22 protein-coding genes are annotated in these 25332 nt (G+C 60.5%); 10 read left to right on the top strand and 12 right to left on the bottom strand.

All coding sequences use genetic code 11. The annotated features are described in order from the left end of the window. Positions 1-47 precede the first annotated feature (47 nt). A complete protein-coding gene (gyrA, locus tag HF257_RS12935; RefSeq protein WP_185708719.1) occupies positions 48-2702 on the bottom strand; it encodes a DNA gyrase subunit A in 2655 nt (884 codons plus the stop codon). A gap of 424 nt (positions 2703-3126) precedes the next feature. Continuing rightward, positions 3127-4197: an S-methyl-5-thioribose-1-phosphate isomerase gene (gene mtnA / locus HF257_RS12930; RefSeq protein ID WP_185708718.1), complete on the bottom strand. Its 1071-nt coding sequence runs from the start codon at positions 4195-4197 to the stop codon at positions 3127-3129. 108 nt (positions 4198-4305) lie between these two features. Here mtnA and HF257_RS12925 point away from each other — a divergent pair, with 108 nt between their 5' ends. From HF257_RS12925 to HF257_RS12910, 4 genes are all read left to right on the top strand, one after another. Further along, entirely contained in the window at positions 4306-5637 is a 1332-nt protein-coding gene (locus HF257_RS12925) for a TRZ/ATZ family hydrolase (RefSeq protein ID WP_185708717.1), read from the top strand. 64 nt (positions 5638-5701) lie between these two features. Further along, positions 5702-6400: a bifunctional 2-polyprenyl-6-hydroxyphenol methylase/3-demethylubiquinol 3-O-methyltransferase UbiG gene (gene ubiG, locus HF257_RS12920; protein ID WP_003189760.1), complete on the top strand. Its 699-nt coding sequence runs from the start codon at positions 5702-5704 to the stop codon at positions 6398-6400. 4 nt (positions 6401-6404) lie between these two features. After that, a complete protein-coding gene (gene mupP / locus HF257_RS12915) occupies positions 6405-7076 on the top strand; it encodes an N-acetylmuramic acid 6-phosphate phosphatase MupP (RefSeq protein WP_185708716.1) in 672 nt (223 codons plus the stop codon). Between the two features lie 172 nt (positions 7077-7248). Then, on the top strand, positions 7249-7989 hold the full coding sequence (locus HF257_RS12910; protein ID WP_110623284.1) for a YciK family oxidoreductase: 741 nt from the start codon (positions 7249-7251) through the stop codon (positions 7987-7989). 136 nt (positions 7990-8125) lie between these two features. Here HF257_RS12910 and HF257_RS12905 read toward each other — a convergent pair whose 3' ends face one another. Genes HF257_RS12905 through HF257_RS12880 form a run of 6 tightly spaced genes read right to left on the bottom strand, consistent with a single transcriptional unit; the run spans position 8126 to position 14283 of the window. Further along, positions 8126-9640: an ABC transporter substrate-binding protein gene (locus HF257_RS12905; protein WP_185708715.1), complete on the bottom strand. Its 1515-nt coding sequence runs from the start codon at positions 9638-9640 to the stop codon at positions 8126-8128. After that, positions 9622-10641, bottom strand: a complete 1020-nt coding sequence (locus tag HF257_RS12900; protein WP_185708714.1) for an ABC transporter ATP-binding protein — start codon at positions 10639-10641, stop codon at positions 9622-9624. The genes HF257_RS12905 and HF257_RS12900 overlap by 19 nt, the downstream gene beginning before the upstream one ends. Then, positions 10638-11594 (bottom strand): ABC transporter ATP-binding protein, encoded by a 957-nt coding sequence (locus HF257_RS12895; RefSeq protein WP_185708713.1) that lies wholly within the window; start codon positions 11592-11594, stop codon positions 10638-10640. Before HF257_RS12895 ends, HF257_RS12900 begins: the two co-directional genes overlap by 4 nt. Continuing rightward, positions 11591-12448: an ABC transporter permease gene (locus HF257_RS12890; RefSeq protein ID WP_185708712.1), complete on the bottom strand. Its 858-nt coding sequence runs from the start codon at positions 12446-12448 to the stop codon at positions 11591-11593. The genes HF257_RS12895 and HF257_RS12890 overlap by 4 nt, the downstream gene beginning before the upstream one ends. Continuing rightward, positions 12445-13392: an ABC transporter permease gene (locus HF257_RS12885; RefSeq protein ID WP_185708711.1), complete on the bottom strand. Its 948-nt coding sequence runs from the start codon at positions 13390-13392 to the stop codon at positions 12445-12447. The genes HF257_RS12890 and HF257_RS12885 overlap by 4 nt, the downstream gene beginning before the upstream one ends. A gap of 3 nt (positions 13393-13395) precedes the next feature. Further along, entirely contained in the window at positions 13396-14283 is an 888-nt protein-coding gene (locus tag HF257_RS12880) for a proline iminopeptidase-family hydrolase (protein ID WP_185708710.1), read from the bottom strand. Positions 14284-14465: 182 nt separating this feature from the next. Between HF257_RS12880 and HF257_RS12875 the strand changes: the two genes are divergently transcribed. Then, on the top strand, positions 14466-15230 hold the full coding sequence (locus HF257_RS12875) for a LuxR family transcriptional regulator (protein ID WP_185708709.1): 765 nt from the start codon (positions 14466-14468) through the stop codon (positions 15228-15230). Positions 15231-15323: 93 nt separating this feature from the next. Continuing rightward, positions 15324-16256 (top strand): proline iminopeptidase-family hydrolase, encoded by a 933-nt coding sequence (locus HF257_RS12870; RefSeq protein ID WP_185708708.1) that lies wholly within the window; start codon positions 15324-15326, stop codon positions 16254-16256. Between the two features lie 91 nt (positions 16257-16347). Here HF257_RS12870 and HF257_RS12865 read toward each other — a convergent pair whose 3' ends face one another. After that, complete coding sequence (locus HF257_RS12865) at positions 16348-17850, bottom strand: nucleobase:cation symporter-2 family protein (RefSeq protein WP_185708707.1); 1503 nt, start codon at positions 17848-17850, stop codon at positions 16348-16350. A gap of 173 nt (positions 17851-18023) precedes the next feature. Here HF257_RS12865 and HF257_RS12860 point away from each other — a divergent pair, with 173 nt between their 5' ends. Beyond that, positions 18024-18971: a LysR family transcriptional regulator gene (locus tag HF257_RS12860; RefSeq protein ID WP_185708706.1), complete on the top strand. Its 948-nt coding sequence runs from the start codon at positions 18024-18026 to the stop codon at positions 18969-18971. Between the two features lie 143 nt (positions 18972-19114). After that, a complete protein-coding gene (locus HF257_RS12855; protein WP_185708705.1) occupies positions 19115-19948 on the top strand; it encodes a nucleoside-binding protein in 834 nt (277 codons plus the stop codon). 144 nt (positions 19949-20092) lie between these two features. Here the strand turns inward: HF257_RS12855 and punC are convergent, their stop codons facing one another. Beyond that, positions 20093-21277 carry a purine nucleoside transporter PunC gene (gene punC / locus HF257_RS12850; protein WP_185708704.1) on the bottom strand — a complete coding sequence of 395 codons (1185 nt, stop codon included), beginning with the start codon at positions 21275-21277 and terminating at the stop codon, positions 20093-20095. Positions 21278-21399: 122 nt separating this feature from the next. On the opposite strand from punC, the gene punR reads away from it, so the two are divergent. Continuing rightward, positions 21400-22314: a DNA-binding transcriptional activator PunR gene (gene punR, locus HF257_RS12845; protein WP_185712085.1), complete on the top strand. Its 915-nt coding sequence runs from the start codon at positions 21400-21402 to the stop codon at positions 22312-22314. A 120-nt stretch (positions 22315-22434) separates the two neighbouring features. On the opposite strand, the gene HF257_RS12840 is transcribed toward punR, so the two are convergent. Then, positions 22435-23604, bottom strand: coding sequence for an aspartate aminotransferase family protein (locus HF257_RS12840; protein ID WP_185708702.1), 1170 nt, complete (start codon positions 23602-23604; stop codon positions 22435-22437). Positions 23605-23706: 102 nt separating this feature from the next. On the opposite strand from HF257_RS12840, the gene HF257_RS12835 reads away from it, so the two are divergent. After that, entirely contained in the window at positions 23707-24612 is a 906-nt protein-coding gene (locus HF257_RS12835) for a LysR family transcriptional regulator (RefSeq protein WP_185708701.1), read from the top strand. Here HF257_RS12835 and HF257_RS12830 read toward each other — a convergent pair. Further along, on the bottom strand, positions 24609-25232 hold the full coding sequence (locus HF257_RS12830) for an HAD family hydrolase (protein WP_185708700.1): 624 nt from the start codon (positions 25230-25232) through the stop codon (positions 24609-24611). The two genes, HF257_RS12835 and HF257_RS12830, sit on opposite strands and share 4 nt — an antisense overlap. Between the last annotated feature and the right edge of the window lie 100 nt (positions 25233-25332).

Raw genomic sequence — 25332 nt, 5'->3', positions numbered from 1 at the left:
GACAAACAACAAGGGGGCGAATCTTCATCCGCCCCCTGTGTGTCCGCTTATTCCTGCGGTTCTTCTTCGTCTGCGGCAGCGTCGAGGGTTGGCTCGTCGACGTTGTCATCGCCTGCCGCGATCACCTCGCCTTCAAACGCTTCACCTTCCAGCTCCTCGCCTTCGACTTCCGATGGTTCCTGGACGCGCTCCAGGCCTACCAACGTCTCGTCACTGGCCAGCTTGATCAAGGTCACGCCCTGGGTGTTACGACCCAGGCTCGACACTTCATCCACACGGGTACGTACCAGGGTGCCCTGGTCGGAAATCAGCATGATCTCCTCGCCATCGAGCACCTGGACCGCGCCGACCAGACGGCCATTGCGATCGTTGCTGACCATGGCAATAACGCCTTGGCCGCCACGCTTGTACTCCGGGAACTCGCTGATAGCAGTACGCTTGCCGTAACCACGCGCCGAAGCGGTGAGGATCTGGCTGCCTTCTTCCGGGATCAGCATCGAAATCAGCTTCTGCCCTTCTGGCAGGCGCATGCCGCGCACACCGCGGGCGGTACGGCCCATGGCGCGAACGTCGGATTCCTTGAAGCGCGTTACCTTGCCGCCGTCGGAGAACAGCATGACTTCACGCTCGCCATCGGTAATGGCGGCCGAAATCAGCACGTCGCCTTCGTCCAGTTCCAGGGCGATCAGGCCCACGCTGCGCTGACGGCTGAAGGATTCCAGCGGGGTCTTCTTCACGGTGCCTTTGGCGGTGGCCATGAAGATGAAGTGACCCTCGGTGTATTCCTCGACCGGCAGCATTGTGGTGATGTATTCATCACTGTCCAGCGGCAGCAGGTTGACCAGCGGACGACCACGGGCAGCACGGGAGGCTTCCGGGATTTCGTAAGTCTTGAGCCAGTACACCTTGCCCTTGCTGGAGAACAGCAGCAGCGTGGTATGGCTGTTGGCGACCAGCAGGTGAGCGATGTAGTCCTCATCCTTCACGCCGGTAGCCGATTTACCTTTACCGCCACGACGCTGGGCCTGGTACGCAGCCAGCGGCTGGGTCTTGGCGTAGCCACCGTGGGAAATGGTCACGACGCGCTCTTCTTCCGGGATCATGTCACCCAGCGTCAGGTCGAGACGGGCATCAAGGATCTCGGTGCGACGCACATCGCCGTATTCGGCGCGGATCACTTCCAGTTCTTCGCGGATCACTTCCATCAGGCGCACAGCGCTGCTGAGGATACGGATCAGCTCACCGATCTGGTTGAGGATTTCCTGGTACTCGGCCAGCAGCTTCTCGTGTTCCAGACCGGTCAGGCGGTGCAAGCGCAGTTCCAGGATGGCCTGGGCCTGTTCCGGCGACAGGAAGTACTTGCCTTCACGCAGGCCGTATTGCGGGTCCAGGGTCTCTGGACGGCACGAGTCGGCACCGGCACGTTCAACCATGGCCACCACGGCGCTGGATTCCCAAGGCGTGCTGATCAGCGCTTCCTTGGCTTCCGACGGGGTTGGCGAGGCCTTGATCAAAGCGATTACCGGGTCGATGTTCGACAGCGCAACAGCCTGGCCTTCCAGGATGTGGCCGCGCTCGCGAGCTTTGCGCAGCTCGAACACAGTACGACGGGTCACTACTTCGCGGCGGTGACGCACGAAGGCTTCCAGCAGATCCTTGAGGTTCAGGATGCGCGGACGACCGTCGATCAGTGCAACCACGTTGATACCAAACACGCTTTGCAGCTGGGTCTGGGCATAGAGGTTGTTGAGGATCACCTCAGGCACTTCGCCACGACGCAGCTCGATCACCACGCGCATACCGTCTTTGTCGGACTCGTCGCGCAGTTCGGTGATGCCTTCCAGCTTCTTCTCTTTAACCAGCTCGGCGATCTTCTCGATCAAACGCGCCTTGTTCAGCTGGTACGGGAGTTCGGTGATAACGATTTGCTGGCGACCACCGACCTTGTCGATGTCTTCGATCATCGAGCGGGCGCGCATGTAAATGCGGCCGCGACCGGTGCGGTAGGCTTCGATGATACCGGCGCGACCGTTGATGATTGCGGCGGTCGGGAAGTCCGGGCCGGGGATGTATTGCATCAGCTCATCGACGGTCAGCTCAGGGTTGTCGATGAGGGCCAGGCAACCGTCGATGACTTCACCGAGGTTGTGCGGCGGGATGTTGGTGGCCATGCCCACGGCGATACCGCTGGAGCCGTTGACCAGCAGGTTGGGAATCTTGGTGGGCATGACAGCCGGGATCATTTCGGTGCCGTCGTAGTTCGGCACCCAGTCCACGGTTTCTTTATGCAGGTCGGCCAGCAGCTCGTGCGCCAGCTTGGTCATGCGCACCTCGGTGTATCGCATGGCCGCGGCGTTGTCGCCGTCGACCGAACCGAAGTTGCCCTGGCCGTCTACCAGCAGGTAGCGCAGGGAAAACGGCTGGGCCATCCGAACGATGGTGTCGTACACCGCAGTGTCGCCGTGAGGGTGATACTTACCGATCACGTCACCGACAACACGGGCAGATTTCTTGTACGGCTTGTTCCAGTCGTTACCCAGCTCGCTCATCGCGAACAGCACACGCCGGTGCACGGGCTTCAAGCCATCGCGCGCATCAGGCAGTGCCCGACCGACAATTACGCTCATCGCGTAGTCGAGGTAGGACTGTTTCAGCTCGTCTTCGATATTGACCGGGAGGATTTCTTTGGCCAGTTCGCCCATGAGAAGCCTGATTCCTTTTTCGGGTGAAACCTCGTCACATCCATATGGGACGAACGAAGCTCGCCGCTGCCGGCACGGTGCCTGACAACGACTTACGACAAATCAACGAGTTATGACACGGATCTGCGCGTTATAGGCAACCCCTCGGGGCGGCCCTGGAAACCGCCGGATGTTATCACAATCGCCGCCACGCACCTATCCCCCTGATGCGCATGGAGCATAGTTAGTTGACGGGTGACAGGCTTGAGGGGGACGAGAGGGGCTTAGAGAAGGATCCAGCTTGTTTTTTGAGGGTAGATCCGAAGAATTTATTGACTTAAAGGCCTCTTCGCGAGCAAGCCCGCTCCCACATTTGATTTGTGAACACATTTAAAATGTGGGAGCGGGCTTGCTCGCGAAGGCAATCCAACAGACACCAACGCCCTCAATGCAGACGCTTACGGCACATCAACTTGGCCATCTTGGCCGTATCCGGCCGCTCAACGATGCCCTTTTCCGTCACGATCACATCGATCAAATCAGCAGGCGTTACGTCGAACACCGGATTGAACGCATCCACCCCCAAGCGCTGCCCAACGATCTCCAGCAGCTCACCCGGATCGCGCTGTTCCAGTGCAACGTCATCGCCGCTCGCCATCATCAAGTCGATGGTCGAACTCGGCGCCACCACCATGAAGCGCACGCCGTGGTGCATGGCGCACACGGCCAGTTGATAGGTGCCAATCTTGCTGATCACATCGCCATTGGCGGTAATGCAGTCGGCACCGACAATCACCCAGGTCACGCCCTTGGTCTTGAGGATATGCGCACCGGCCGAGTCAGCATTCACCTTCACCGGGATGCCCTCGCCCGCCAGCTCCCAGGCAGTCAGCCGTGAACCTTGCAGCCAAGGCCGGGTTTCATTGGCATAAACCTGCTCGACCATGCCCTCCAGGAAAGCAGCCCGTATCACCCCAAGGGCCGTGCCGACGCCGCCAGTGGCCAAAGCGCCAGCATTGCCATGGGTGAGGATCGCCTGGGCATTGCCCTGGTGCTTGCGGATCAGCTCGACGCCCAGCTGGGCCATGGTGATATTGGCTTCGCGATCACTTTCGTGGATCGCAATCGCCTCGGCTTCCAGCATCGCCAGCGGATCGGCGTGCTTCTTGACGCGGTCCAGACGGTCGCGCATGCGCTTGAGCGCCCAGAACAGATTCGCTGCGGTCGGACGGGTATCCGCCAGAAGTGCGTAGTCTTCTTCCCACGACGCTTGCCAGTCCCCCCCCTCGGCCATTCGCTGGCGAGCGGCGAGCACCAGGCCATAGGCGGCGCTGATCCCGATAGCCGGCGCGCCGCGCACTATCATCGAGCGGATAGCCGCAGCCACCTCATCAACCGTAGAGCAGGCAATCCAGCTTTCCCGAGACGGTAAGGCACGTTGATCGAGCAAGTGCAGCGCGCCATCGCGCCAATCGATGGCCTTCACCTTCTCCGCAGCCAACAGTCGATCGCGCATTCCTTACTCCGCACTCAGAAACAAAGCCGCCGATTATAGCGATCCGCCAGCCAGGACGCTCGGGTATACTTCGCCCTTCTTTTATAGCTGCCTGGGAAGAAGCCTTCGATGACCGCCACTGCCGCCCCGCTCGACCTGTTGCTATTGCCGACCTGGCTGGTACCCGTCGAACCTGCTGGTGTGGTGCTCAAGGAGCATGGCCTGGGCATCCGCAACGGGCGCATCGCCTTTATCGGCCCGCGGGCCGCAGCGCTGAAGCTTTCAGCCACCGAAACACGTGAGCTGCCGGGCATGCTACTCAGCCCCGGCCTGATCAACGCCCACGGGCATGCGGCGATGAGCCTGTTTCGCGGCCTGGCCGATGACCTGCCACTGATGACCTGGCTGGAAAAGCACATCTGGCCCGCCGAAGCCAAATGGGTCGATGAGGCGTTCGTACGCGACGGCACCAACCTGGCCATCGCCGAGCAACTCAAGGGCGGCATCACTTGCTTTTCCGACATGTACTTCTACCCCAAGGTCGCCAGCGACTGCGTGCACAACAGTGGCATGCGCGCGCAGATCGCGATTCCCATCCTCGACTTCCCGATCCCCGGCGCCAGCACCGCCGATGAGGCGATCCGCCAGGGTGTCGAGCTGTTTGGCGATCTCAAGCACCACCCGCGCATCAAGATCACCTTCGGCCCTCATGCGCCGTACACCGTGTGCGATGACAACCTGGAAAAAATCCGGGTGATCGCCGAGGAACTGGACGCCGCAATCCACATGCACGTTCACGAAACCGCCTTTGAAGTGCAGCAAGCTGTCGAGCAGACCGGCGAACGGCCACTCGCCCGCCTGGGTCGCCTCGGGCTGCTAGGCCCGCGGTTCCAGGCCGTTCATATGACCCAAATCAGCGAGGATGACCTGGCTTTGCTGGTAGAAAGCAACACCAGCATCATCCATTGCCCGGAATCGAACCTGAAACTGGCCAGCGGCTTTTGCCCGGTGGAGCGTCTGTGGCAGGCTGGCGTCAATGTGGCCATCGGTACCGATGGTGCCGCCAGCAACAACGACCTGGACCTGCTGGGCGAAACCCGCACGGCGGCGATGCTGGCCAAGGCTGTCGCCGGTTCGGCCACGGCCCTGGATGCCCACCGCGCGCTGCGCATGGCTACGCTCAATGGTGCGCGGGCCATGGGCCTGGAAGGCGAGATCGGTTCGCTGGAAGTGGGCAAGGCCGCGGACGTCGTCGCCTTCGACTTGTCGGGGCTGGCGCAACAACCGATCTACGATCCGGTCTCACAGCTTATATATGCCACCGGACGTGATTGCGTGAAACACCTTTGGGTCGCCGGCAAGCAATTGCTCGACGACCGGCAACTGACCCGCATGGATGAACAACAGTTGACCGCCACGGCCATAGCCTGGGGCCAACGCATCAGCGGGCACCACGAATAACGTCAGTCTTGAACCTACGGATTCAGGACCGAAAACCCGATTTATCAGATTTAGAGGATTCACCATGAGCAACGTCGACCACGCCGAAATCGCTAAATTCGAAGCTTTGGCTCACCGTTGGTGGGACCGCGAGAGCGAATTCAAGCCCCTGCACGACATCAACCCGCTGCGGGTCAACTGGATTGACGAGCGCGTCAACCTGGCCGGCAAGAAGGTATTGGACGTGGGGTGTGGCGGCGGCATCCTCAGTGAGGCAATGGCCCAGCGCGGCGCTACCGTGATGGGTATCGACATGGGCGAAGCGCCTCTGGCTGTAGCCCAACTGCATCAGTTGGAGTCCGGTGTGAGCGTGGAATACCGCCAGATCACCGCCGAAGCCCTGGCCGAAGAAATGCCCGAGCAATTCGACGTGGTGACCTGCCTCGAGATGCTGGAACACGTGCCGGACCCGTCCTCGGTGATTCGTGCCTGCTTCCGCATGGTCAAGCCAGGTGGCCAGGTGTTCTTCTCCACCATCAACCGCAACCCCAAGGCCTACCTGTTCGCGATCATCGGCGCCGAATACATCATGAAGCTGCTGCCGCGCGGCACCCACGACTTCAAGAAATTCATCCGTCCGTCCGAATTGGGCGCGTGGAGCCGCCAGGCCGGCCTGACCGTCAAGGACATCATCGGCCTGACGTACAACCCGCTGACCAAGCACTACAAGCTGGCCAACGACGTTGACGTCAACTACATGATCCAGACCCTGCGCGAGGAGTGAGCCTGTGAAGTTGCGAGCGGTTCTCTTCGACATGGACGGTACCCTGCTGGACACCGCGCCGGACTTTATCGCCATCTGCCAGGCCATGCGCGCTGACCGTGGCCTGGAGCCGATCAACGACCAGCACATCCGCGATGAGATCTCCGGTGGTGCCCGGGCGATGGTCGCAGTGACCTTCTCGATGGACCCGGAATCTCCAGGCTTTGAGGAATTGCGCCTGGAATTTTTGGAGCGTTACGTCAAGGGCTGTGCAATCCACAGCAAACTCTTCGATGGCATGGCCGAACTGCTGGAAGACATCGAAAAAGCCAACCTGATCTGGGGCGTGGTCACCAACAAGCCGCTGCGTTTTGCCGAGCCGATCATGCAGCAGTTGGGCCTGGCCGAGCGCTCGGCGCTGTTGATCTGCCCGGACCATGTGAAAAACAGCAAGCCGGACCCGGAGCCGATGATCCTGGCGTGCAAGATGCTCGACCTGGACCCGGCCAGCGTGTTGTTCGTGGGCGATGACCTGCGCGACATCGAGTCCGGCCGCGACGCCGGGACCCGCACTGCTGCGGTCACCTACGGCTATATCCACCCGGACGACAACCCGCGTCATTGGGGCGCCGATGTGGTGGTGGACCACCCGCTGGAGCTGCGCAAGGTGCTGGATAACGCGCTGTGCAGTTGCTGATTGCTCATCAAACCTGCGAACACCGAGGTCAATGTGTGGCTTGCCTGCGATAGCGTAGTGCCAGCCAGCACACGTGCCAGCTTAGAGACCGCCATCGCAGGCAAGCCAGCTCCCACAGGAATTGGATTCCACATTGAGAGCTGTATCACTGTGAATTTTGTCGAGGCTATTTATGTTTGATTACTCCGCACGTCCAGAACTGCTCAAAGGCCGGGTGATCCTGGTGACCGGCGCCGGTCGCGGGATTGGCGCAGCAGCGGCGAAAACCTATGCCGCCCATGGTGCCACCGTCTTGCTGCTGGGCAAGACCGAGGCCAACCTGGCCCAGGTCTATGACGAGATCGAAGCCGCAGGCCAGCCACAGCCGGTAGTAATCCCGTTCAACTTGGAGACCGCCCTGCCCCATCAATACGATGAGCTGGCAGCGATGATCGAAAAAGAGTTCGGCCACCTCGACGGCCTGCTGCACAACGCCTCGATCATCGGCCCACGCACGCCGATCGAGCAGTTGTCCGGTGAGAACTTCATGCGGGTGATGCACGTGAACGTCAACGCGATGTTCATGCTGACCAGCACGCTGCTGCCGCTGCTCAAGTTGTCCCAGGATGCGTCGGTGGTATTCACCTCCAGCAGCGTGGGCCGCAAGGGTCGGGCGTATTGGGGCGCTTACGGCGTGTCGAAATTCGCCACTGAAGGCCTGATGCAAACCCTGGCCGATGAGCTCGACACGGTCGCACCGGTACGCGCCAACAGCATCAACCCAGGCGCCACGCGCACCAGCATGCGGGCCCAGGCGTATCCAGGGGAAAACCCGACGGATAACCCGACGCCGGAAGAGATCATGCCGGTGTACCTGTACCTGATGGGGCCGGACAGTACCGGTATCAACGGGCAGGCGTTCGACGCGCAGTAGTCGGAACGCAGCAGAACTAAATGTGGGAGCGGGCTTGCTCGCGAATGCGGTAGATCAGTCGATATCTCTGTTGACTGACACTCTGCATTCGCGAGCAAGCCCGCTCCCACATTTATATTGCGGTGTTCTCTGGATCTTAGTTTTTCACCACTTCTTCGAGTGTGAAGCGGCCCAGTGGGTTTTGCAGGAAGTTGCTGATGTTACTGCGTGAAATATTGATGTACGGGCTGTAGTACAGGTCAATCCAGTTCACATCCTGCTTCGCCAGCTTCTGCAGCTCGACATACATCTGCTCACGCTTGACCGGGTCGGCCTCGATCCGCGCTTGTGCTACCAACTCCTTGACCTTGTCGTTCTTGTAGCGGGTCATGTAGTTCTGGTTGGTGTCGTGGCCCAGCACGAAAGTGGTCTTCTGGTCCGGGTCGAGGATGTCGTTGGTCCAGTACATCACCGAAATATCGTAGTCACCGTCCACCAGCATCTGCCAGCTTTGGGTGGGGTCGACCTTTTGCAGGTTGGCGGTCACGCCGACCTTGGCCAACTGGTCCTTGATGATCTCCGCGATCTGCTCGTCGGCTTCGTTACCGGCGTTGACCACGTAGTTAAGCTTCAAATCCTTGGCACCGGCGGCGGCCAGCAGTTTCTTGGCTTCGGCTGGGTCGTACGGGCGTTGCAGGTTGTTGGCGTAGTGATACAGCGAGCCCTTTGGAATGTAGGAATAGGCCACAGTGCCCTGACCGAACGTGGCGGTCTTCACCAGCGATTGTTTATCGATGGCCATGTCCAGCGCCTGACGCACTTCCGGCTTGGCCAGCAAACCGTGCTCGTGGTTGATCAGCAGGTGATCTTCACGGGTGGACGGGTCGGAATGCACCACCACATTCTTGTCTTTCTTCAGCTCTTCAACCCGTGAAAACGGCACGAAGATCGCCGTGTCCAGCTCGTTGTTCTGCACCATGCGCATGCGGGTGTTGTCGTCGGTCACCGAGACCCACTCCACGCCGTCCAGGCTGACGTTCTTGGCTTGCCAGAAGTTCGGGTTCTTTTTCAGGATCACCCGGTCACCCTTGCGCCACTCGTCCACGGTAAACGCGCCGGAGGTCACCGGGTTTTCCGAGTAGGCCTCTTCACCCATTTTGGTCATGGCTTTTTCCGACAGGATCGACACCGTCGGCGAAGCCAGTTGGGAAAGGAAAGCTACAGCCGGAGTCTTCAGCGTGACCACCAGGGTATTCGGATCAGCCGCCTTGGCCGTGTTGATCAGGTTGAAGGGGTCAGCCCACAGCGACGCCTTGTTGTCGCGGATACGCAGCAGGCTAAACGCCGCGTCATCAGCGGTGATCGCCGAACCGTCCGAGAATTTCGCGTCACGCAGCTTGAAGGTGTAGGTCAGGCCATCCTTGGAAATCTCCCAGCTTTCTGCCAGCCCCGGCTCCATCTTGGTGCCCAGGTTATCCACGCGGACCAGGGTGTCGTAGACGTTGGCGAATACCCAGGTGTCGCGGTTTTGCGCGCTTTTGATCGGGTCGAACGTGGTGCTGTCTTCACGGCAACCGATGGTCAATACACCGGCGGCTTGCGCCAACCCGGCAGTGAGGGACCAAGCGGTCAACGTGGCGGCTGCAAGCAGCTTCAAGTGGCGCGATTGCATGTCATAACTCCTTGTTTATGGACGGCAGAAAGGGTCAATGGTTGTTCAAGCACGCAACTGTACCGATGCTCGTGCAGGAAATGAGTAGGCGGCAACACCACGGAACACATGGCTTGCGCGTGCCGGCAGCGCGGGTGAAAGGCACACCCTGTAGGCAAGTTCAGTGGGCTTGGCGGTTCACCTGGCAAGGGCTCTGTAGGCAATGGCCGATAGGGATCAATCTCCGGAATCGCCTCAATCAACGCCGCCGTATAGGGATGACGCGGTGCGGTAAACACCGCTTCCACCGGCCCTTCCTCGACGATCTTACCCAGGTACATCACCGCCACGCGGTCGCACAGGCGGCGCACGATCGCCAGGTCATGGGCGATAGACAGGATCGCCAGGTTCATGCGCTGTTGCAGCTCCAACAGCAGGTTGATGATCTGGCCCTGAATCGACACATCCAGCGCCGCCACGCACTCGTCGGCGATGATCAGGCGCGGTTCCACCGCCAGCGCACGGGCGATGCCGACGCGCTGGCACTGGCCGCCGCTGAGGGAGCCGGCTTTGCGGCTGGCAAGTTCGGGGCGCAGGCCGACCAGGTCGAGCAGTTCATTGACCCGAGCCGGAATTCGGTCCGCTGGGACCTTGCGCTGCACCCGCAACACTTCGGCAATGGTTTCGCCGATGGTATGGCGCGGGTTCAAGGCTGCGTAAGGGTCCTGGAAGATCATCGCGGTTTCGTGACGCAAACGCGCAATGTCGACGGCGCTGCCGTGGGCCATATCGATGCCGTCGAACAACACCTGGCCGCTACTGATCGGGTTGAGGTGCAAAATTGCCCGGCCCAAAGTGCTCTTGCCGCTGCCGGACTCGCCTACCAATCCAAGGGTTTCACCCGCCGCCAGGTTCAGCGACACACCGTTCACCGCCCTCACCCACTGCTTGTTCAACCCGAACAGCCCGGTGCCGGACGCGGCAAACTTCACCTCCAGGTCCTTGATCTGCAATAGGCTCATGGGTGCATTCCCAAGGGGTAGTGACAGGCGACCCGCGCCCCTTCCGGCAAGCGCTCGGTGCACAAGGCGCCAACCTGCGGGCAACGCGGATTAAAGCGACAACCGGCGGGCAATGAGTCCAGCAACGGCGGCTGGCCGGGGATGGTGCGCAGCAAGGCGTGACCGCTGCTTTGCGCCGGTTGGCAGTCGATCAGGCCAGCGGTGTAGGGGTGTTGCGGACGGGCCAGCAGGTCGTACTTGCTGCCGTGTTCGCACAGGCGTCCGGCATACATCACCGCGATGGAATCACAGGTTTGCGCCACCACGCCAAGGTCGTGGGTGATCATGATGATCGACAAGCCGCGCGTGTCTCGCAGGTCCAGCAGCAGGCGCAGGATTTGCGCCTGCACGGTGACGTCGAGGGCGGTGGTTGGCTCGTCGGCAATCAATACTTTGGGGTTGCAGCCCAAGGCCACGGCGATCATCGCGCGCTGGCGCATGCCGCCGGAAAACTCGTGGGGGTAGTTGTCGACACGTGCCTGGGGATCGGGAATGCCCACTTGGCGCAACACGTCGATGGCCTGCAGGCGCGCGTCCTTTTTCGAGGCACCTTGATGCAGGCGGATACCCTCGGCGATCTGCTCGCCGATACGCATCAACGGGTCCAGATGGCTGCTGGGATTCTGGAAGATCATGCCCAGTTGCCCGCCCCGCACAGCGCGCATCCCGGTATCATCCAGTTGCAACAGATCCTGGCCGGCCAAGCGCACTGCACCACCCTGCACCCGCAGGCTGGGCGATGGCAGCAAGCGCATCAGGCCGCGACAGGCCATGGTCTTGCCCGAACCACTCTCGCCCACCAGGCCGAGGATCTCGCCCTCGGCCACGTCAAACGACACGCGGTCCACCAAGGTGACGTCGCGCCCAGGGTGAGTGGCAATCACGCTCAGGTCCTGCACCTGCAACAGACTCATGAGCGATCCCCCAATACCTGCGCCACGCCGTCCGCCAGCAAGCTAAAGCCCATGGCCAGGGTCACAATGGCCAGCCCCGGAAACGTGCAGATCCACCAGGCGGTGGTGATGAAGGCCTGACCTTCGGCGACCATGGTGCCCCACTCGGCGGTGGGCGGCTGCACGCCCAGGCCCAGGTAACTCACGGCGGCGCCATTGAGCAGTACCAGCACGGCGTCGGACATGGAAAACACGATCGAGCCGAACATCGCATTCGGCAGCAAATGCCGGAACAGAATGCGCCCATGACCAAAGCCCAAACTTTTGGCCGCCAAGGCAAAGTCGCTTTCCTTCAGCACCAGAATCTGCGAGCGGATCAGCCGCGCATACGACACCCAACCCACCAGCGCCATGGCGATGTAAAAACTCTTCAGGCCCGGCCCGAGAATGGCCATGATCGCCAGCATCAACACCAGGAACGGGAACGCCAGGATCACATCGATGACGCGCATGCAGAAACTGTCGAAACGCCCGCCGATGTAGCCGGAGACTGCGCCGATAAAGGTGCCGATCATGAACGGGAAGATCACGCCGATGATCGCCAGTTGCAGGTCAATGCGCGCGCCCCAGATCACCCGCGAAAGAATGTCGCGCCCGTAATTATCCGTGCCAAATGGATGGGCCAGGCTGGGACCGAGCAAACTGATATCAGTGTTTTGTGCAATCGGGTCATAAGGTGCGATCCACGGCGCGAACACTGCCAGGGCAAACCACACCAGCAGAATCAACAAGCCCCACGCGGCAGTCAGACGGCCGTTGCGAAAACCGAAACGCAAGCGCAGGCGCCACGGGGCAATCAACGGGCGGCTGGTCATTGCATCTTCACCCGTGGGTCGAGGGCTACCGTGATCACGTCGGCGATAAAGTTGACCACCACCGTGGCACAGGCCAGCACCATGGCCACGCCCTGCACCACCATGTAGTCGCGGGTGAAGATGCCGCGCACCAACAATTGGCCGATGCCGGGGATGGCGAACAGGCTTTCGATCACCACCGTGCCACTGATCAGCCAGCCGATATTCACCGCCAACAGGTTGACCGCCGGCACCAGGGAGTTGGGCAACACGTGGCGGCGAAACACCGCCGCTTCCGACAGCCCGCGGGCACGGGCGGCGGTGACGTGGTCGGCCTGTAACTCCATCAACATGCTGGCCCGCAGGTTGCGCACCAATACCGCCGACAGCGCCAGGGCGATGGTCAGGCACGGCAGCACCATATGGTGGGCCTTGTCCACCCAGGTGCGACCGTAACCGGACACCGGAAACAGGCCCCACTGCACGCTCAACAACAGGATCAGCATCAAGCCCAGCCAGAACGCCGGCATGCCCAGGCCCACCGTGGTAAATACGCGGATCAGGTTGTCTGCCCAGCCGCCCTTGTTGCGCGCGGCGACGGTTGCCAGCGGCACCGCAATCAGCAGCGCCAGCAGCACGCTGCCGAGTACCAGCACCAGGGTCGGCTCGATGCGGGTGACGATCAGTTTCAGCGCATCGACCTTGTACAGCAGCGATTGGCCGAGATCGCCCTTGAGCAGGTTCTTCAGGAAGTAGAAATATTGCAGCCATAACGGCTGGTCGAGGCCGTACTGGGCGCGGATTTTCAACAAGGCGTCTGGCGTGCTGCGCGAGCCCAGCAGGGCCCGCGCCGGGTCGCCCGGAATCGAACGCACCAGCACAAAGGTAATCAGGCTGATGCCAAACAACACCGGCAGCAATTGCAGCGGCCGGGAGAGTACAAAGCGGTAGCGCGCCAGGTTCATCCGTCAGCCTCGATGACGCGCAAGGAAGTCCAGCAGCACCGGAAAATACGCCTGGGGCTCTTCGTAGAACGGCATATGGCTGCTGTTGGGGAACACATGCAATTCGGCGTGCCTGGCGGCCATCTTCATGCGCATGGCACAGGCCGGGGTGAGTTCGTCGTGCTGGCCGGTGGTGATCAGGATAGGCATCTTGAATTCGGCCATTTCAGAGAGACGGTTCCAGTCCTTGAGATTGCCGATATAGAGGAATTCGTTGGGCCCCTGCATGGTTTCGTAGGGGCCCATGTTCCAGTCACCCAGCGAGCGTTTGACCGGCTCTGGCCACTCGTCGAGGCGGCACACGTGGCGGTAGTTGAGCAAGGTAATCGCGGCTTGGTATTGCGGGTGGTCCAGGGTGCCCATGGCTTCGTGGCGCTGCATCATGGCCACGGTTTCGCTGCCGAGGGCGCCGCGCAGGCGTTCCAGTTCCTGGGACAGGTGTGGGATGTCGCCGACGGTGTTTTCGAGAATCAGGCTTTTCAGGGCATTGGGGTAATGGATGGCGTACTCGATACCCAGCCAGCCGCCCCAGGAATGCCCAAGCAAATGCACGCGGCCCAGGCCCAGGGCTTGGCGCACGGTTTCGACTTCTTCGACATAACGGCGGATTTCCCACAGGGAAACATCGGTCGGTCTGGCTGATGCGCCCGTGCCAAGCTGGTCGAATGCAACCACTCGCAGGTTATGGTCTTTGAGCCAGCCATGGGCGTCGCGCAAATAGTCACACGGCAGGCCTGGCCCGCCGTTGAGACACAACAGCACCTCATCGCCTTCGCCAAAGCTGTAGACCACGAGGTCATAGCCGTCGACTTGCACGCTGTACTGCTGGTCGGGGGCAATTTCACGCCACATGCATACATTCCTTGTGTTGTGTCGGCCTGGCAGGTAGCGGCCGTTTAGCGGCCAACACTACCGAGGATGCCGCGCGTCCATAACCTAGCAATTCTTATAGGTTTGGCCTGGCTGTCCTTCGCCGGGGCGTGGCATTCTACTTGCAGCAAGTCGAGATTCAAATGAATTCGGGAGCAGAACGGATGCTGGCCAAGCTAACTGCCTTCAATCACCGCTTGATGCCGGGCAGGAGCCTGGATGAGCAGATGGACAACACGTTTATCCTCGCCCAGCAGTTGGGCTTCGATGCACTGGTGTATGACTACACCCCGGTGCCGATTGACCAGGATGGTGCACTCATCACCCCTTCGGTACTGGCATTGCGCAATACCCCGCCGGGCTGGCACAGCTTGTGGTGCTGCAAAGGGTTCTACCAGATTGATCCGGTGCAGCATTTGGCCCTGAGTACGGTGTCGCCGTTCGTGTGGTCCTACGAAGCCAAGGCCGATACCGCGCTACAAAAGATCATCGATCCCTGCCACGCGCCCGTTTCGTCCTACCTGCACGACCAGCAACTGACCTGCGGCGTGAGCGTGCCAATCCACCTGCCCCGTGGCGGTTTTGCGTCGCTGACCGGGCTGCGTACCGGCAGAGCCCAGACCGTACTGCAGGATGCGCAGCAAACCTTGTCGGATTTCAGCCTTATTTCCCATGCCTTGCAGGAAGCGGCCTACCCGCTGTTCAGCAAGGAGCTGCGCACCTACCCGCATATCCACCTGACCAAACGGGAGCGCGAGTGCCTCAAATGGGCCGCCGACGGCCTGACGGCCGCTGAAATCGCCAGCCAGCTGAGCCGTTCACTGGCGGTGGTTACCCTGCACCTGGCCTCGGCGATGCACAAACTGGGGGCCAAGAACCGCGTACAAGCGGTGGTGCGCGCCACCCATTACCGCCTGCTCGAAGATTGACCCGCGCGCAAAACCTAGCTGTTTTGCTAGTTACCTAAATTTCCCGCGACGACTATTGTGTCCCTGATCCTTTTTTTGAGAGCAGGGCACGAAATGGAATTCATCGAAAAAATCCACGAAGGGTATGCGGCGTTTGGCACCTACCAGACTTGGTACCGCGTCACCGGTGACCTGTCCAGCGGCCGTACACCGCTGGTGATCATTCACGGCGGCCCGGGTTGCACCCACGACTATGTCGACGCGTTCAAGGATGTCGCCGCCAGCGGTCACGCCGTGATCCACTACGACCAACTGGGCAACGGGCGCTCCACCCACCTCCCTGACAAAGACCCATCCTTCTGGACCGTCGGCCTGTTTCTCGAAGAGCTGAACAACCTGCTGGAGCATCTGGAGATCAGCGACAACTACGCGATTCTCGGCCAATCCTGGGGCGGCATGCTCGGCAGCGAACACGCGATCCTGCAGCCCAAGGGCCTGCGCGCGTTTATCCCGGCCAACTCGCCGACGTGCATGCGCACGTGGGTCAGCGAAGCCAACCGCCTGCGCAAATTGTTGCCCGAAGGCGTGCATGAAACCCTGCTCAAACACGAAGCCACCGGCACCTACCAAGACCCGGAATACCTCGCGGCATCACGGGTGTTCTATGACTATCACGTGTGCCGGGTCAACCCATGGCCGGACGCAGTGGCGCGTACCTTTGCCCAAGTCGACTCCGACCCGACGGTGTACCACGCCATGAGCGGCCCCACCGAATTCCATGTAATCGGTAGCTTGAAAGACTGGAAATCCATCGGTCGCCTGTCGGCAATCAATGTACCGACGCTGGTGATTTCCGGTCGGCACGATGAGGCCACGCCGCTGGTGGTCAAGCCGTTTTTGGATGAGATTGCCGATGTGCGCTGGGCGCTGTTTGAAGACTCCAGCCACATGCCTCATGTCGAAGAACGCCAAGCGTGCATGGGGACCGTGGTGAAGTTTTTGGATGAGGTGTGTGCGGTGCCGTACAAAGAACTCAAGGCTGGCTGAATTCAAATGTGGGAGCTGGCTTGCCTGCGATGACAAGGGTGAATTCACCGCAGCTATCGCAGGCAAGCCAGCTCCCACATCAGGTACCGCTTCAGACCTCAGTGGTCTCAGGCTTAGTGGCTTTCCTCGGAGTATCCGCGACCAACGGAATCTCCTTACCCTCGGCATCGAACAACTTACCGCCGCTGAAGTAATCCCCATCGCGCAGTTCCGACACATCCCGGAAGCACAAGCTGCGCTCTGTCCCCGCCACAAACACCGATTGCTGGTCCGAGTTGCCGGCGGTGAAATGGTTGAAGGCCAGGTTCAGCAGGATCGCCATGATCGCCGATGAGCTGATGCCCGAGTGGAAAATGGTCGCGAACCACGTTGGAAAATGATCGTAGAAGTTCGGCGCCGCAATCGGGATCATGCCAAAACCGATGGAAGTAGCGACGATGATCAGGTTCATGTTGTTGCGGTAATCCACCTTCGACAGCGTACGGATACCACTCGCCGCCACGGTCCCGAACAGTACAATCCCAGCCCCACCGAGCACCGACGTCGGGACCGCCGCAATCACCCGCCCCATGAATGGCAGCAGTCCGAGGATCACCAGGAACACCCCGCCGGTTGCCACCACAAAACGACTCTTCACCCCGGTAACCGCCACCAGGCCGACGTTCTGGGCGAAGGCGCTCTGGGTAAACGAACCGAAGATCGGTGCGAACATGCTCGACAACATGTCGGCACGCAGACCGTTGCCCAAGCGCTTGGAATCAACCTTGGTGTCGATGATCTCGCCCACCGCCAGGATGTCTGCCGAGGTCTCGACCAAGGTCACCATCACCACGATGCACATGGAAATGATCGCGGCCACATGGAAGGTTGGCATGCCGAAATGGAATGGCGCTGGGAAACCGAACATTGGCCCCTGGGTCACGCCGGAGAAGTCAGCCATGCCCAGGAACACCGCAATCACGGTGCCGATTACCATCGCCAGCAGGATCGACAGGCGCGAGATGGTCGCACTGCCGATCTTGCTCAGCAGCAACACCAACACCAGGGTCAGCGCTGCCAAGCCAATGTTGGGCATGCTGCCGAAATCTGCCGCGCGGCTATTGCCGCCCATGGCCCAGCGCGCCGCAACGGGCATCAGGGTCAGGCCGATGGTGGTGATCACGATTCCGGTCACCAAGGGTGGGAAGAACTTGGTGATCCGCGAGAACACTGGTGTGATCAGCAGTCCGATCAACGACGCGGCCATCACCGCCCCGAGAATCACCGGCACTCCGCCGGCACCGTCGCCGCCGACAATCGCCACCATGGTTGCCACGCCGGCAAACGACACACCCTGCACCAGCGGCAACTGACAACCAAAGAACGGCAAGCCAAGGGTTTGCAACAGCGTGGCCAGGCCACCGGCAAACAACGACGCGGCGATCAACAGGCCGATATCCGCCGGTGACAAGCCAGCGGCCTGGCCAATGATCAGGGGCACGGCAACGATGCCGCCGTACATGGTGAGCACATGCTGCAGGCCGTAAGCCATGTTGGCGGCGACGCCCAGATTTTCATCTTCGGGCCGCTGCGGTGACGCCTTCGGGATAGTCATGGTGAGGGGATCTCTGTTTTTGTTGTGCATTCACTGTATGCAAAGGAAACGAGAGATGTCCATAGAGTTGTATACAATCAATTCCACAATAAGCCATTTGCAACCGTTACAAAAATCCATTCAGCCGCCCTGCCCTGTGGCTTGAAGCCGTGCGCAAAAGGACCTGAAAAAAAATGCTCAACCGCAAGCTGCGTATTCACGCCCCCGCGATCTACTACTTCGACATGGTGCGGCGCTGTCACTCGATCCGCGAGGCCGCACGCCGCCTGAATGTGGCGTCATCCGCCGTGAACCGGCAGATCCTCAAGCTGGAAGACGAGATGGGCGCAGCCTTGTTCGAGCGTCTACCCGGCGGGCTGCGCGTGACTGCCGCCGGTGAAATCCTCACTCGCCACGTGACGCTGCTGTTGCAGGATGTGGAGCGCGTGCGCGGCGAGCTGGATGGATTGCATGGCGTGCAGACCGGCCATGTGGAGATCGCTACGGTGGAAGGCGCTGCCGTCGAGCTGCTCCCAGCCGCGCTCAGGCGCATGCGCGAGCGCTACCCGAAGGTGACGATCGGCGTGACGGTACAAGGCTCGCAGTCGATTCCCGGTTCGGTGATCAATGGCCAGGCAGATTTGGGGCTGGCGTTTGCCCTCGCCCGCAACAACGAAATCACCCAGTTGTGCGTCGGGCATTTCCGCCTGGGCGCGCTGATGACGCCGGCCCATCCGTTGGCCGCTGAAACCCGCGTCAGCTACGGGCAGTGCTGCGAGCATGGGGTGATTCAGGCAAAGAGCGAGTTGTCGGTGCATCACCTGATCGCGCCTTTGCACAAGCGCGCGGCGGCAAACAAACCTTTGCTGCAGAGTAATTCCATGGAGTTGGCCCGGCAGTTGGCACGCCAGCAATTGGGCATCGCCTTTCAGACCCGTATCGGCATCGAAGCCGACCTGGCGCGCGGCGAACTGTTGCACATTCCCTTGAGTGACCAGGGCGGCATTTTCAGCGACCTCGGTGTGTATGCCCGCAAAGACCGCGACCTGCCGGTGGCAGTGCAAGCCTTGACCCACTTGCTGGGCGAGGAAATTGCCCTGCGCGAGCGTGAAGAAACTGCCTGGGCGCCCCGTATTTCCTGACTTACAAGACAGTTACGCTGCTGCCGTTTCGGCATCGCCCCAGGCGAGATTCTGTTCTTTGGCGCACACCACCCTTGTGCTGATACTGCGCCCGGCGGCCCCTGCAAGGCCGCCATGAGCCAAACGCCAAAGGAATTAAAACAATGAAAAAGGCACTGCACGGCGCAACCGTATTACTCACACTCCTCGGCGGCGGGGAGGCTGCCGCGGTGGAATGGATGAACAACAGCGTAGGATTTCGCTACGGCCAACACTTCACCAATCCGAATAACCCCGATGATTTCAGCAAGCGCATCTACAGCTTCACCCACGCCAGCGGCTACCAGTACGGCAGCAACTACCTGAACCTCGATGTCTTCCTCTCCGACAGCAGCGACCCGCGCAAGGGCACCGACCATGGTGGCAGCGAGGTGTATGCGGTGTACCGGCACCAGTTGTACGCGTCACGCGTGTTCGATGTGCCGCTGGGTACCGGCGTAATCAAGGATTACGCGCTGACCCTGGGCTTCGATGCCAACCGCAACAATAACTTTGCCTCAGCCAAAAAACGCGCATTGGTGATCGGCCCGACCTTGAAGTTCAACACCGTCGGCGTGCTGGACCTGAGCCTGATGTATTACAAGGAAAAGAACCACACCGGCATCCCTGGCGCGCAGGAGTCGAACCACACGTTCGACGCGACCTACATGCTCAACCTGACGTGGATGCGCCCGTTCGAGATCGCCAACCACGGGGCGAAATTCCAGGGCTTCATTAATTACGTCGGGGAAAAAGGTGAGGACTACCATGGCCGTGACACCGCGCCGGAAGCGCTGATGCGCACGGCACTGATGGTGGCAGTGCGACCAGGTAAAAGCGTAAAGCCGAACCTGTACCTCGGGGTGGGTTACGAGTACTGGCATAACAAGTTCGGCGTGGATGGCGGCCGCGGTAGCCGCACGTCGACGCCGACGGTGAATATGGAAATCACCTTTTAAGCCATGGCGCTTTGCAACTGAAGAAACCGAATCAAATGTGTGTGGGCTTGCTCTCGAAAGCGGTGTGTCAGGTAAAGACTTACTGACGGGTCCACCGCATTCGCGAGCAAGCCCGCTCCCACATTTTTGGATCGTATTGTCAAATCAAGCGCTCGCCAGTTCGGAATTATCCGACTTCGGCCGCGCCAACCAGTAACCCAACACCGCCAACGGCGCAGTCGCCAACATCACGATCACGGTAATCAGCAGCGGTTGCTCGATCATCGACGACACCAACAGGCTGCTGAGAAAGCACAGACCCAGTTGCAGGGTGTTTTGCAGTGCCGCCGCCTTGCCGGAGTTTTCCGCAAAAGGCATCAGCGCATTCGCGACGACGATGGGGTAACTGGCACCGTTGACCAGTGCCATCAGACAGAACGGAATCAACAGGGTGGTCAGGGTCGGTACGGTCAATGTCGCGACCAGGTACAACGCCACCATGCTGATGCAGTAGGCCAGCAGCAACCACGGCAACAGCGTCTTGCCCTGAAAGTGTTGCAGGGCACTGCGGCAACTGTAACCGCCCACCAGAAACGCCAGCGTCGGCAGCACATAGCTCAAGCCGATGTCATTCGGGCTGTAGCCCATATCGCCAAGAATGAACGGCGAAGCGGTCAACCAGGCAAAGAAACTGGCCGAGCACGCGGCGAAGATCATCACATTGCCGGTAAATACACGAGAGGTAAGCAACTGGCCATAGCCCAAGCGCGTCGTTTCGCCTTCAGCCACATGACGTTTCGGCACGCTGCGCAGGAATAATGTCGGCAGCAGCAACAGCAGTGAAACGCCCAGCAAGACCCCGAAAATCGCCTGCCAGCCAAAGTGGTTCAGCACCATCGCGCCTAACAGCGGTGCCAGTGCGGGCGACAGCGACATCAATGGCATGATGCTGGCGAATACGCGGTGGGCCTTGTCCGCCGGGTAGCGATCAATCACCAGCGCCTGCCAGCTTACGGCGGCGGAACACACACCAATCGCCTGCATGAAACGCAGTGCCAGCAACTGCGGCGCGGTCTCGACCCAGAACATCCCGGCGCATCCCAGCACAAACAGGCTCAGGCCCGCGAGCAGGATGGGTTTACGCCCCAGGCGGTCAGACAGTGGCCCCCACAGCAATTGCCCCAGCGCAAAACCGGCCAGGAAAATGCTCAAGCTGGCGCCTACTGCGCCCGCGCCGATCTGCAACTGCTCGCCCATGGCGCCGAACGCCGGCAAGTACATGTCCATGGCGAGGTAACCGAGCATGCTCAGCCCCGCCAGATACCAGGTAAAACCAAAAGAATTTTTCATCGAAGCCTTGTAGATCCTGCCATCAAACTATTTGTTGACTGGCGCCCATTATGAAGCTGACAGTTTCTGTGTGAAGCGATAATAATTGAACACTCTTATCAATAATTTTGAAGGCAACTGCCATGTGGTCCGAATACTCCTTGGATGTAGTCGATGCGGTGGCGCGCCATGGCAGTTTCAGCGCCGCCGCGCAGGAATTGCACCGAGTGCCGTCGGCCATCAGCTATACGGTGCGTCAGATTGAAGAGTGGCTGGCGGTGCCGTTGTTCGTGCGGCGACATCGCGATGTGGAACTGACGCCCGCCGGTCGCCTGTTTATAGATGAAGCTCGAGGCGTGATGAAAAAAATGCTCGGCACACGGCGCCTGTGTCAGCAAGTGGCCAATGGCTGGAGTGGGCAGTTGAAGGTGGCGGTGGACTCCATTGTCAAACCTCAGCGCTGTCGGCAATTGGTGCTGGATTTCTATCGGCAGTTTCCCGAGGTGGAATTGCTGCTGGAATACGAGGTGTACAACGGTGTGTGGGATGCCCTTGCGGATGAGCGCACCGACATTGTTATCGGTGCGACCAGCGCGGTGCCGGTAGCCAGTCATTTCACTTTCCGCGACATGGGTTTGCTCAACTGGCTGTGCGTGGTCAGTGCGAAGCATCCGCTGGCGGCCGTGCAGGGTTTGCTCAGTGATGATCAACTGCGTCCGTTCGCCTCGCTGTGCATGACCGACACCTCGCGCAACTTGCCCAAGCGTGACACGTGGACCCTGGATAACCAGCGGCGGCTGGTGGTACCGAATTGGTCCTCAGCCATCGATTGCCTGCGCGACGGACTGTGTGTCGGCATGGCACCGGCGCATCAGGTATTGCCGTGGATCGAACGCGGCGAATTGGTGGCGTTGCAGTTGAGCCGGCCGTTTCCGGCCAGCCCGTCGTGCGTGGCGTGGGCACAGAACAAGCTGTCCCCGGCGATGGCGTGGCTGTTGGACTATTTAGGGGACAAGGAGACGATGAACCAGGAATGGCTGAATGGGCATGCCCTCTGAAAGACATGGAGATCCCCATGTGGGAGCGGGCTTGCTCGCGAAAGCGGTGGATCAGTCAGCTGGTTTGTCACTGACACACCGCATTCGCGAGCAAGCCCGCTCCCACACTTTGCTCGTATTTCAATCCAGCAAACGGGTGACGGCTCGCACAATCATCTCCACTTCTTTGGCATCCAGCGTCAGCGGCGGCAGCAGGCGGATGATCTTGCCCCGGGTCACGTTGATCAACAGGCCATGCTCCTGGGCGGCGCGTAGGGCAAGGTCACGGTAAGGGCTGGCCAGTTCGATACCGATCATCAAGCCTTGCCCACGGATGGCCACCACCTGCGGGTGATCCGCCAGCTCCACACGTAACCGCGCCAACAGGCGTTCACCCTGTTGCGCGGCATTCTGCAGCAAGCCCTGATCTTCAATGATATCCAGCACCGTGCAGCCCACCCGACAGGCCAACGGGTTACCACCGAACGTACTGCCGTGGCTGCCGGGCGTGAACAGCTGGGCCACACCGGACCGGGCCAGGCAAGTTCCGATGGGCACGCCGTTGCCAAGGCCTTTGGCCAGGGTCATCACGTCAGGCACGATGCCTTCGTGCTGGAAGGCAAACCAGGTGCCGGTACGGCCGATGCCGGTCTGGATTTCGTCGAGCATCAGCAACCAGCCGTGACGGGTGCAATGTTCGCGCAAGGCTCGCAGGTAACCCGGCGGGGCTGGCAACACACCGCTTTCGCCCTGGATGGGTTCCAGCAGGACTGCGGCAATACGCACTCCAAACTGTTGGGTGAGTGCTTCGATGGCGGCGATATCACCAAAGCCAACCTTGAGGAAATCCCCCGGCAACCGTTGGAAGCCCAGGCGCACCGAGGGCCCATCGCTGGCCGCCATGGTGCCGAGGGTGCGACCGTGAAAGGCGTTCTCCATCACCACCACCAACGGCTCTTCGATGCCCTTTTTCCAACCGTGCAAACGCGCCAGCTTCAGCGCCGTCTCGTTGGCTTCGGCGCCAGAGTTGTTGAAAAACGCCTGGTCCAGCCCCGACAGCTCGGTCAGGCGCTGGGCCAACCGTTGTTGCCAATCGATGCTGTAGAGGTTGGAGGTGTGCAATAACAAGCCTGCCTGTTCACTGATGGCGGCCACCAGTTTGGGGTGGGAATGCCCGACGTTGGTCACTGCCACACCGGCCACGGCATCCAGGTACTCACGCCCCTGCTGATCCCACAGACGGGTGCCCAGACCACGGGTGAAGCTCAAGGGCGAAGGTTGATACGTGGTCATCAGGCAGGCGGCGGTCATGGCGTCGAGCTCCAAGCATTGTGTGGGTGTGCCCAGTATCGTTAGCCATCAGAGCTGGATAAACTGGGTTTACCTGCAATTACTTTAAAGCTGGGCTTGATAATGGACCTGTTCCAAGCAATGACGGTGTACGTGAAGGTGGTGGAAACCGGCAGCATGACCGCCGCCGCGCAGGAGTGCGGAATGTCGACCACCATGGTCAGCAACCATCTGCGCGCGCTGGAACAACGGCTGGGGGTCAGCTTGCTCAAGCGCACCACGCGCAAACAGAGCCTCACCGAGTTTGGCGGGCAGTATTACCAACGCTGCCTGGAAGTCCTGGGACTGGTGGCCGACTCCGAGCTGCTGGCTGAGCAGATCCACAGCGAAACCCCCAAAGGCAACCTGCGTATCACCGCGCCCCCCGTGTTCGGCACCGAACGCCTCGTGCCGGCCTTGAGCGAGTTCTCCCAACGCTACCCGCTGATCAACCTGTACGTAGTGCTGAGCAACGAGCGGATGGACTTGGTCGACAGCGGCTTCGACGTGGCGATCCGCCTCGGCGAGCTGGAAACCTCCAGCCTGATCGCCAGACCCATGCAGGCCTACACCCTCACCCTCTGCGCTTCACCTGAGTACCTAGCGCGACGCGGCACGCCACAGACGCCCAACGACCTGCAGCATCACGACTGCCTGGCGTTCGCCTACCCGGCGAACGACAACTGGCGTGACACCGACAAGCTCTGGCGCATGACGGGCGATGATGGCGAGGTGGAGGTTCCAGTGGCCGGCACATTGACCATCAACAGCTCGCAAGGCTTGCGCCAGGCGGCTGTAAACGGCATGGGCATCATCATGCTGGCCGATGCCCTGGTCCAACCGGACCTGGAGAGCGGCAAGCTGGTGGCCTTGTTGACCACCTATCAACTGCCCAGCCGCCCCATGCACTTGCTGTATCGCCAGGACCGCTACCGCTTGCCCAAACTGCGCGCGTTCGTGGATTTCGTGATGGAGAAGTGGGCGCGCTAGAAGCCCACGCCCAACTCACGCAAGCGCGCCGCTGTGCGCTCGGCCGACACATGGTGAATCCCCTGCCAACCGAGCGCGACGGCCGCCTCGATATTGCCCGCCACATCGTCGATAAACACCACTTCACTGGCTTGGATATCCGGCAGATGAACACGCACCTGGCTAAGGCTTGCGTGATAGATCGCCGGATCAGGCTTGATCAGCTTCAATTCGCCGGACACCACGATGTCGCGAAAATGCTGCAGGAACGGATAGTTGGCTCGGGCATACGGGAAGGTTTCGGCTGACCAGTTGGTGAGCCCGAACAACGGCATGTTGGCGCTATGCAAGGCTTCAAGGATCGCCACACCGTCCGGCAACGGGCCGCGCAGCATTTCATGCCAGCGGTCGTAATAGGACTGGATCAACGCTTGATGCTGGGGATATTGCTTGATCAGGCTGCGAGTGCCCTCGGCCAGCGAGCGGCCGGCATCCTGCTCGGTGTTCCAGGCCTGGGTGCAGATGTTCTCGAGAAACCATTGCCGTTCGTGGTCGTCGGCAATCAGCTTGCGGTAGAGGTGCTGCGGATTCCAGTCGAACAGGACACCGCCGAAATCAAAAACTACTGCACGAATCGTCATCAGATCCTCCGTTAGCGTGAGTGATAGCGAAGGGATTCTGGCAGATCTTGCAGGAGGGGTGCACTCAGCGGAGCGTAAGACGGGTCTGAGAAAACACAGA

It is taken from the genome of Pseudomonas cremoris (genome assembly GCF_014230465.1).
This window is presented reverse-complemented; position numbering and strand designations above follow the sequence as displayed.

What these genes read in the sequence shown, in the direction of transcription:
- HF257_RS12885 (WP_185708711.1), bottom strand. Translation starts at nt 13,392, where the DNA reads ATGAACCTGGCGCGCTACCGCTTTGTACTCTCCCGGCCGCTGCAATTG.
- punR (WP_185712085.1), top strand. Translation starts at nt 21,400, where the DNA reads ATGTGGTCCGAATACTCCTTGGATGTAGTCGATGCGGTGGCGCGCCAT.
- ubiG (WP_003189760.1), top strand. Translation starts at nt 5,702, where the DNA reads ATGAGCAACGTCGACCACGCCGAAATCGCTAAATTCGAAGCTTTGGCT.
- HF257_RS12880 (WP_185708710.1), bottom strand. Translation starts at nt 14,283, where the DNA reads ATGTGGCGTGAAATTGCCCCCGACCAGCAGTACAGCGTGCAAGTCGAC.
- HF257_RS12895 (WP_185708713.1), bottom strand. Translation starts at nt 11,594, where the DNA reads ATGAGTCTGTTGCAGGTGCAGGACCTGAGCGTGATTGCCACTCACCCT.
- mtnA (WP_185708718.1), bottom strand. Translation starts at nt 4,197, where the DNA reads ATGCGCGATCGACTGTTGGCTGCGGAGAAGGTGAAGGCCATCGATTGG.
- gyrA (WP_185708719.1), bottom strand. Translation starts at nt 2,702, where the DNA reads ATGGGCGAACTGGCCAAAGAAATCCTCCCGGTCAATATCGAAGACGAG.
- HF257_RS12865 (WP_185708707.1), bottom strand. Translation starts at nt 17,850, where the DNA reads ATGACTATCCCGAAGGCGTCACCGCAGCGGCCCGAAGATGAAAATCTG.
- HF257_RS12840 (WP_185708702.1), bottom strand. Translation starts at nt 23,604, where the DNA reads ATGACCGCCGCCTGCCTGATGACCACGTATCAACCTTCGCCCTTGAGC.
- HF257_RS12870 (WP_185708708.1), top strand. Translation starts at nt 15,324, where the DNA reads ATGGAATTCATCGAAAAAATCCACGAAGGGTATGCGGCGTTTGGCACC.
- HF257_RS12905 (WP_185708715.1), bottom strand. Translation starts at nt 9,640, where the DNA reads ATGCAATCGCGCCACTTGAAGCTGCTTGCAGCCGCCACGTTGACCGCT.
- HF257_RS12875 (WP_185708709.1), top strand. Translation starts at nt 14,466, where the DNA reads ATGCTGGCCAAGCTAACTGCCTTCAATCACCGCTTGATGCCGGGCAGG.
- HF257_RS12910 (WP_110623284.1), top strand. Translation starts at nt 7,249, where the DNA reads ATGTTTGATTACTCCGCACGTCCAGAACTGCTCAAAGGCCGGGTGATC.
- punC (WP_185708704.1), bottom strand. Translation starts at nt 21,277, where the DNA reads ATGAAAAATTCTTTTGGTTTTACCTGGTATCTGGCGGGGCTGAGCATG.
- HF257_RS12900 (WP_185708714.1), bottom strand. Translation starts at nt 10,641, where the DNA reads ATGAGCCTATTGCAGATCAAGGACCTGGAGGTGAAGTTTGCCGCGTCC.
- HF257_RS12890 (WP_185708712.1), bottom strand. Translation starts at nt 12,448, where the DNA reads ATGACCAGCCGCCCGTTGATTGCCCCGTGGCGCCTGCGCTTGCGTTTC.
- HF257_RS12855 (WP_185708705.1), top strand. Translation starts at nt 19,115, where the DNA reads ATGAAAAAGGCACTGCACGGCGCAACCGTATTACTCACACTCCTCGGC.
- HF257_RS12925 (WP_185708717.1), top strand. Translation starts at nt 4,306, where the DNA reads ATGACCGCCACTGCCGCCCCGCTCGACCTGTTGCTATTGCCGACCTGG.
- HF257_RS12860 (WP_185708706.1), top strand. Translation starts at nt 18,024, where the DNA reads ATGCTCAACCGCAAGCTGCGTATTCACGCCCCCGCGATCTACTACTTC.
- HF257_RS12830 (WP_185708700.1), bottom strand. Translation starts at nt 25,232, where the DNA reads ATGACGATTCGTGCAGTAGTTTTTGATTTCGGCGGTGTCCTGTTCGAC.
- HF257_RS12835 (WP_185708701.1), top strand. Translation starts at nt 23,707, where the DNA reads ATGGACCTGTTCCAAGCAATGACGGTGTACGTGAAGGTGGTGGAAACC.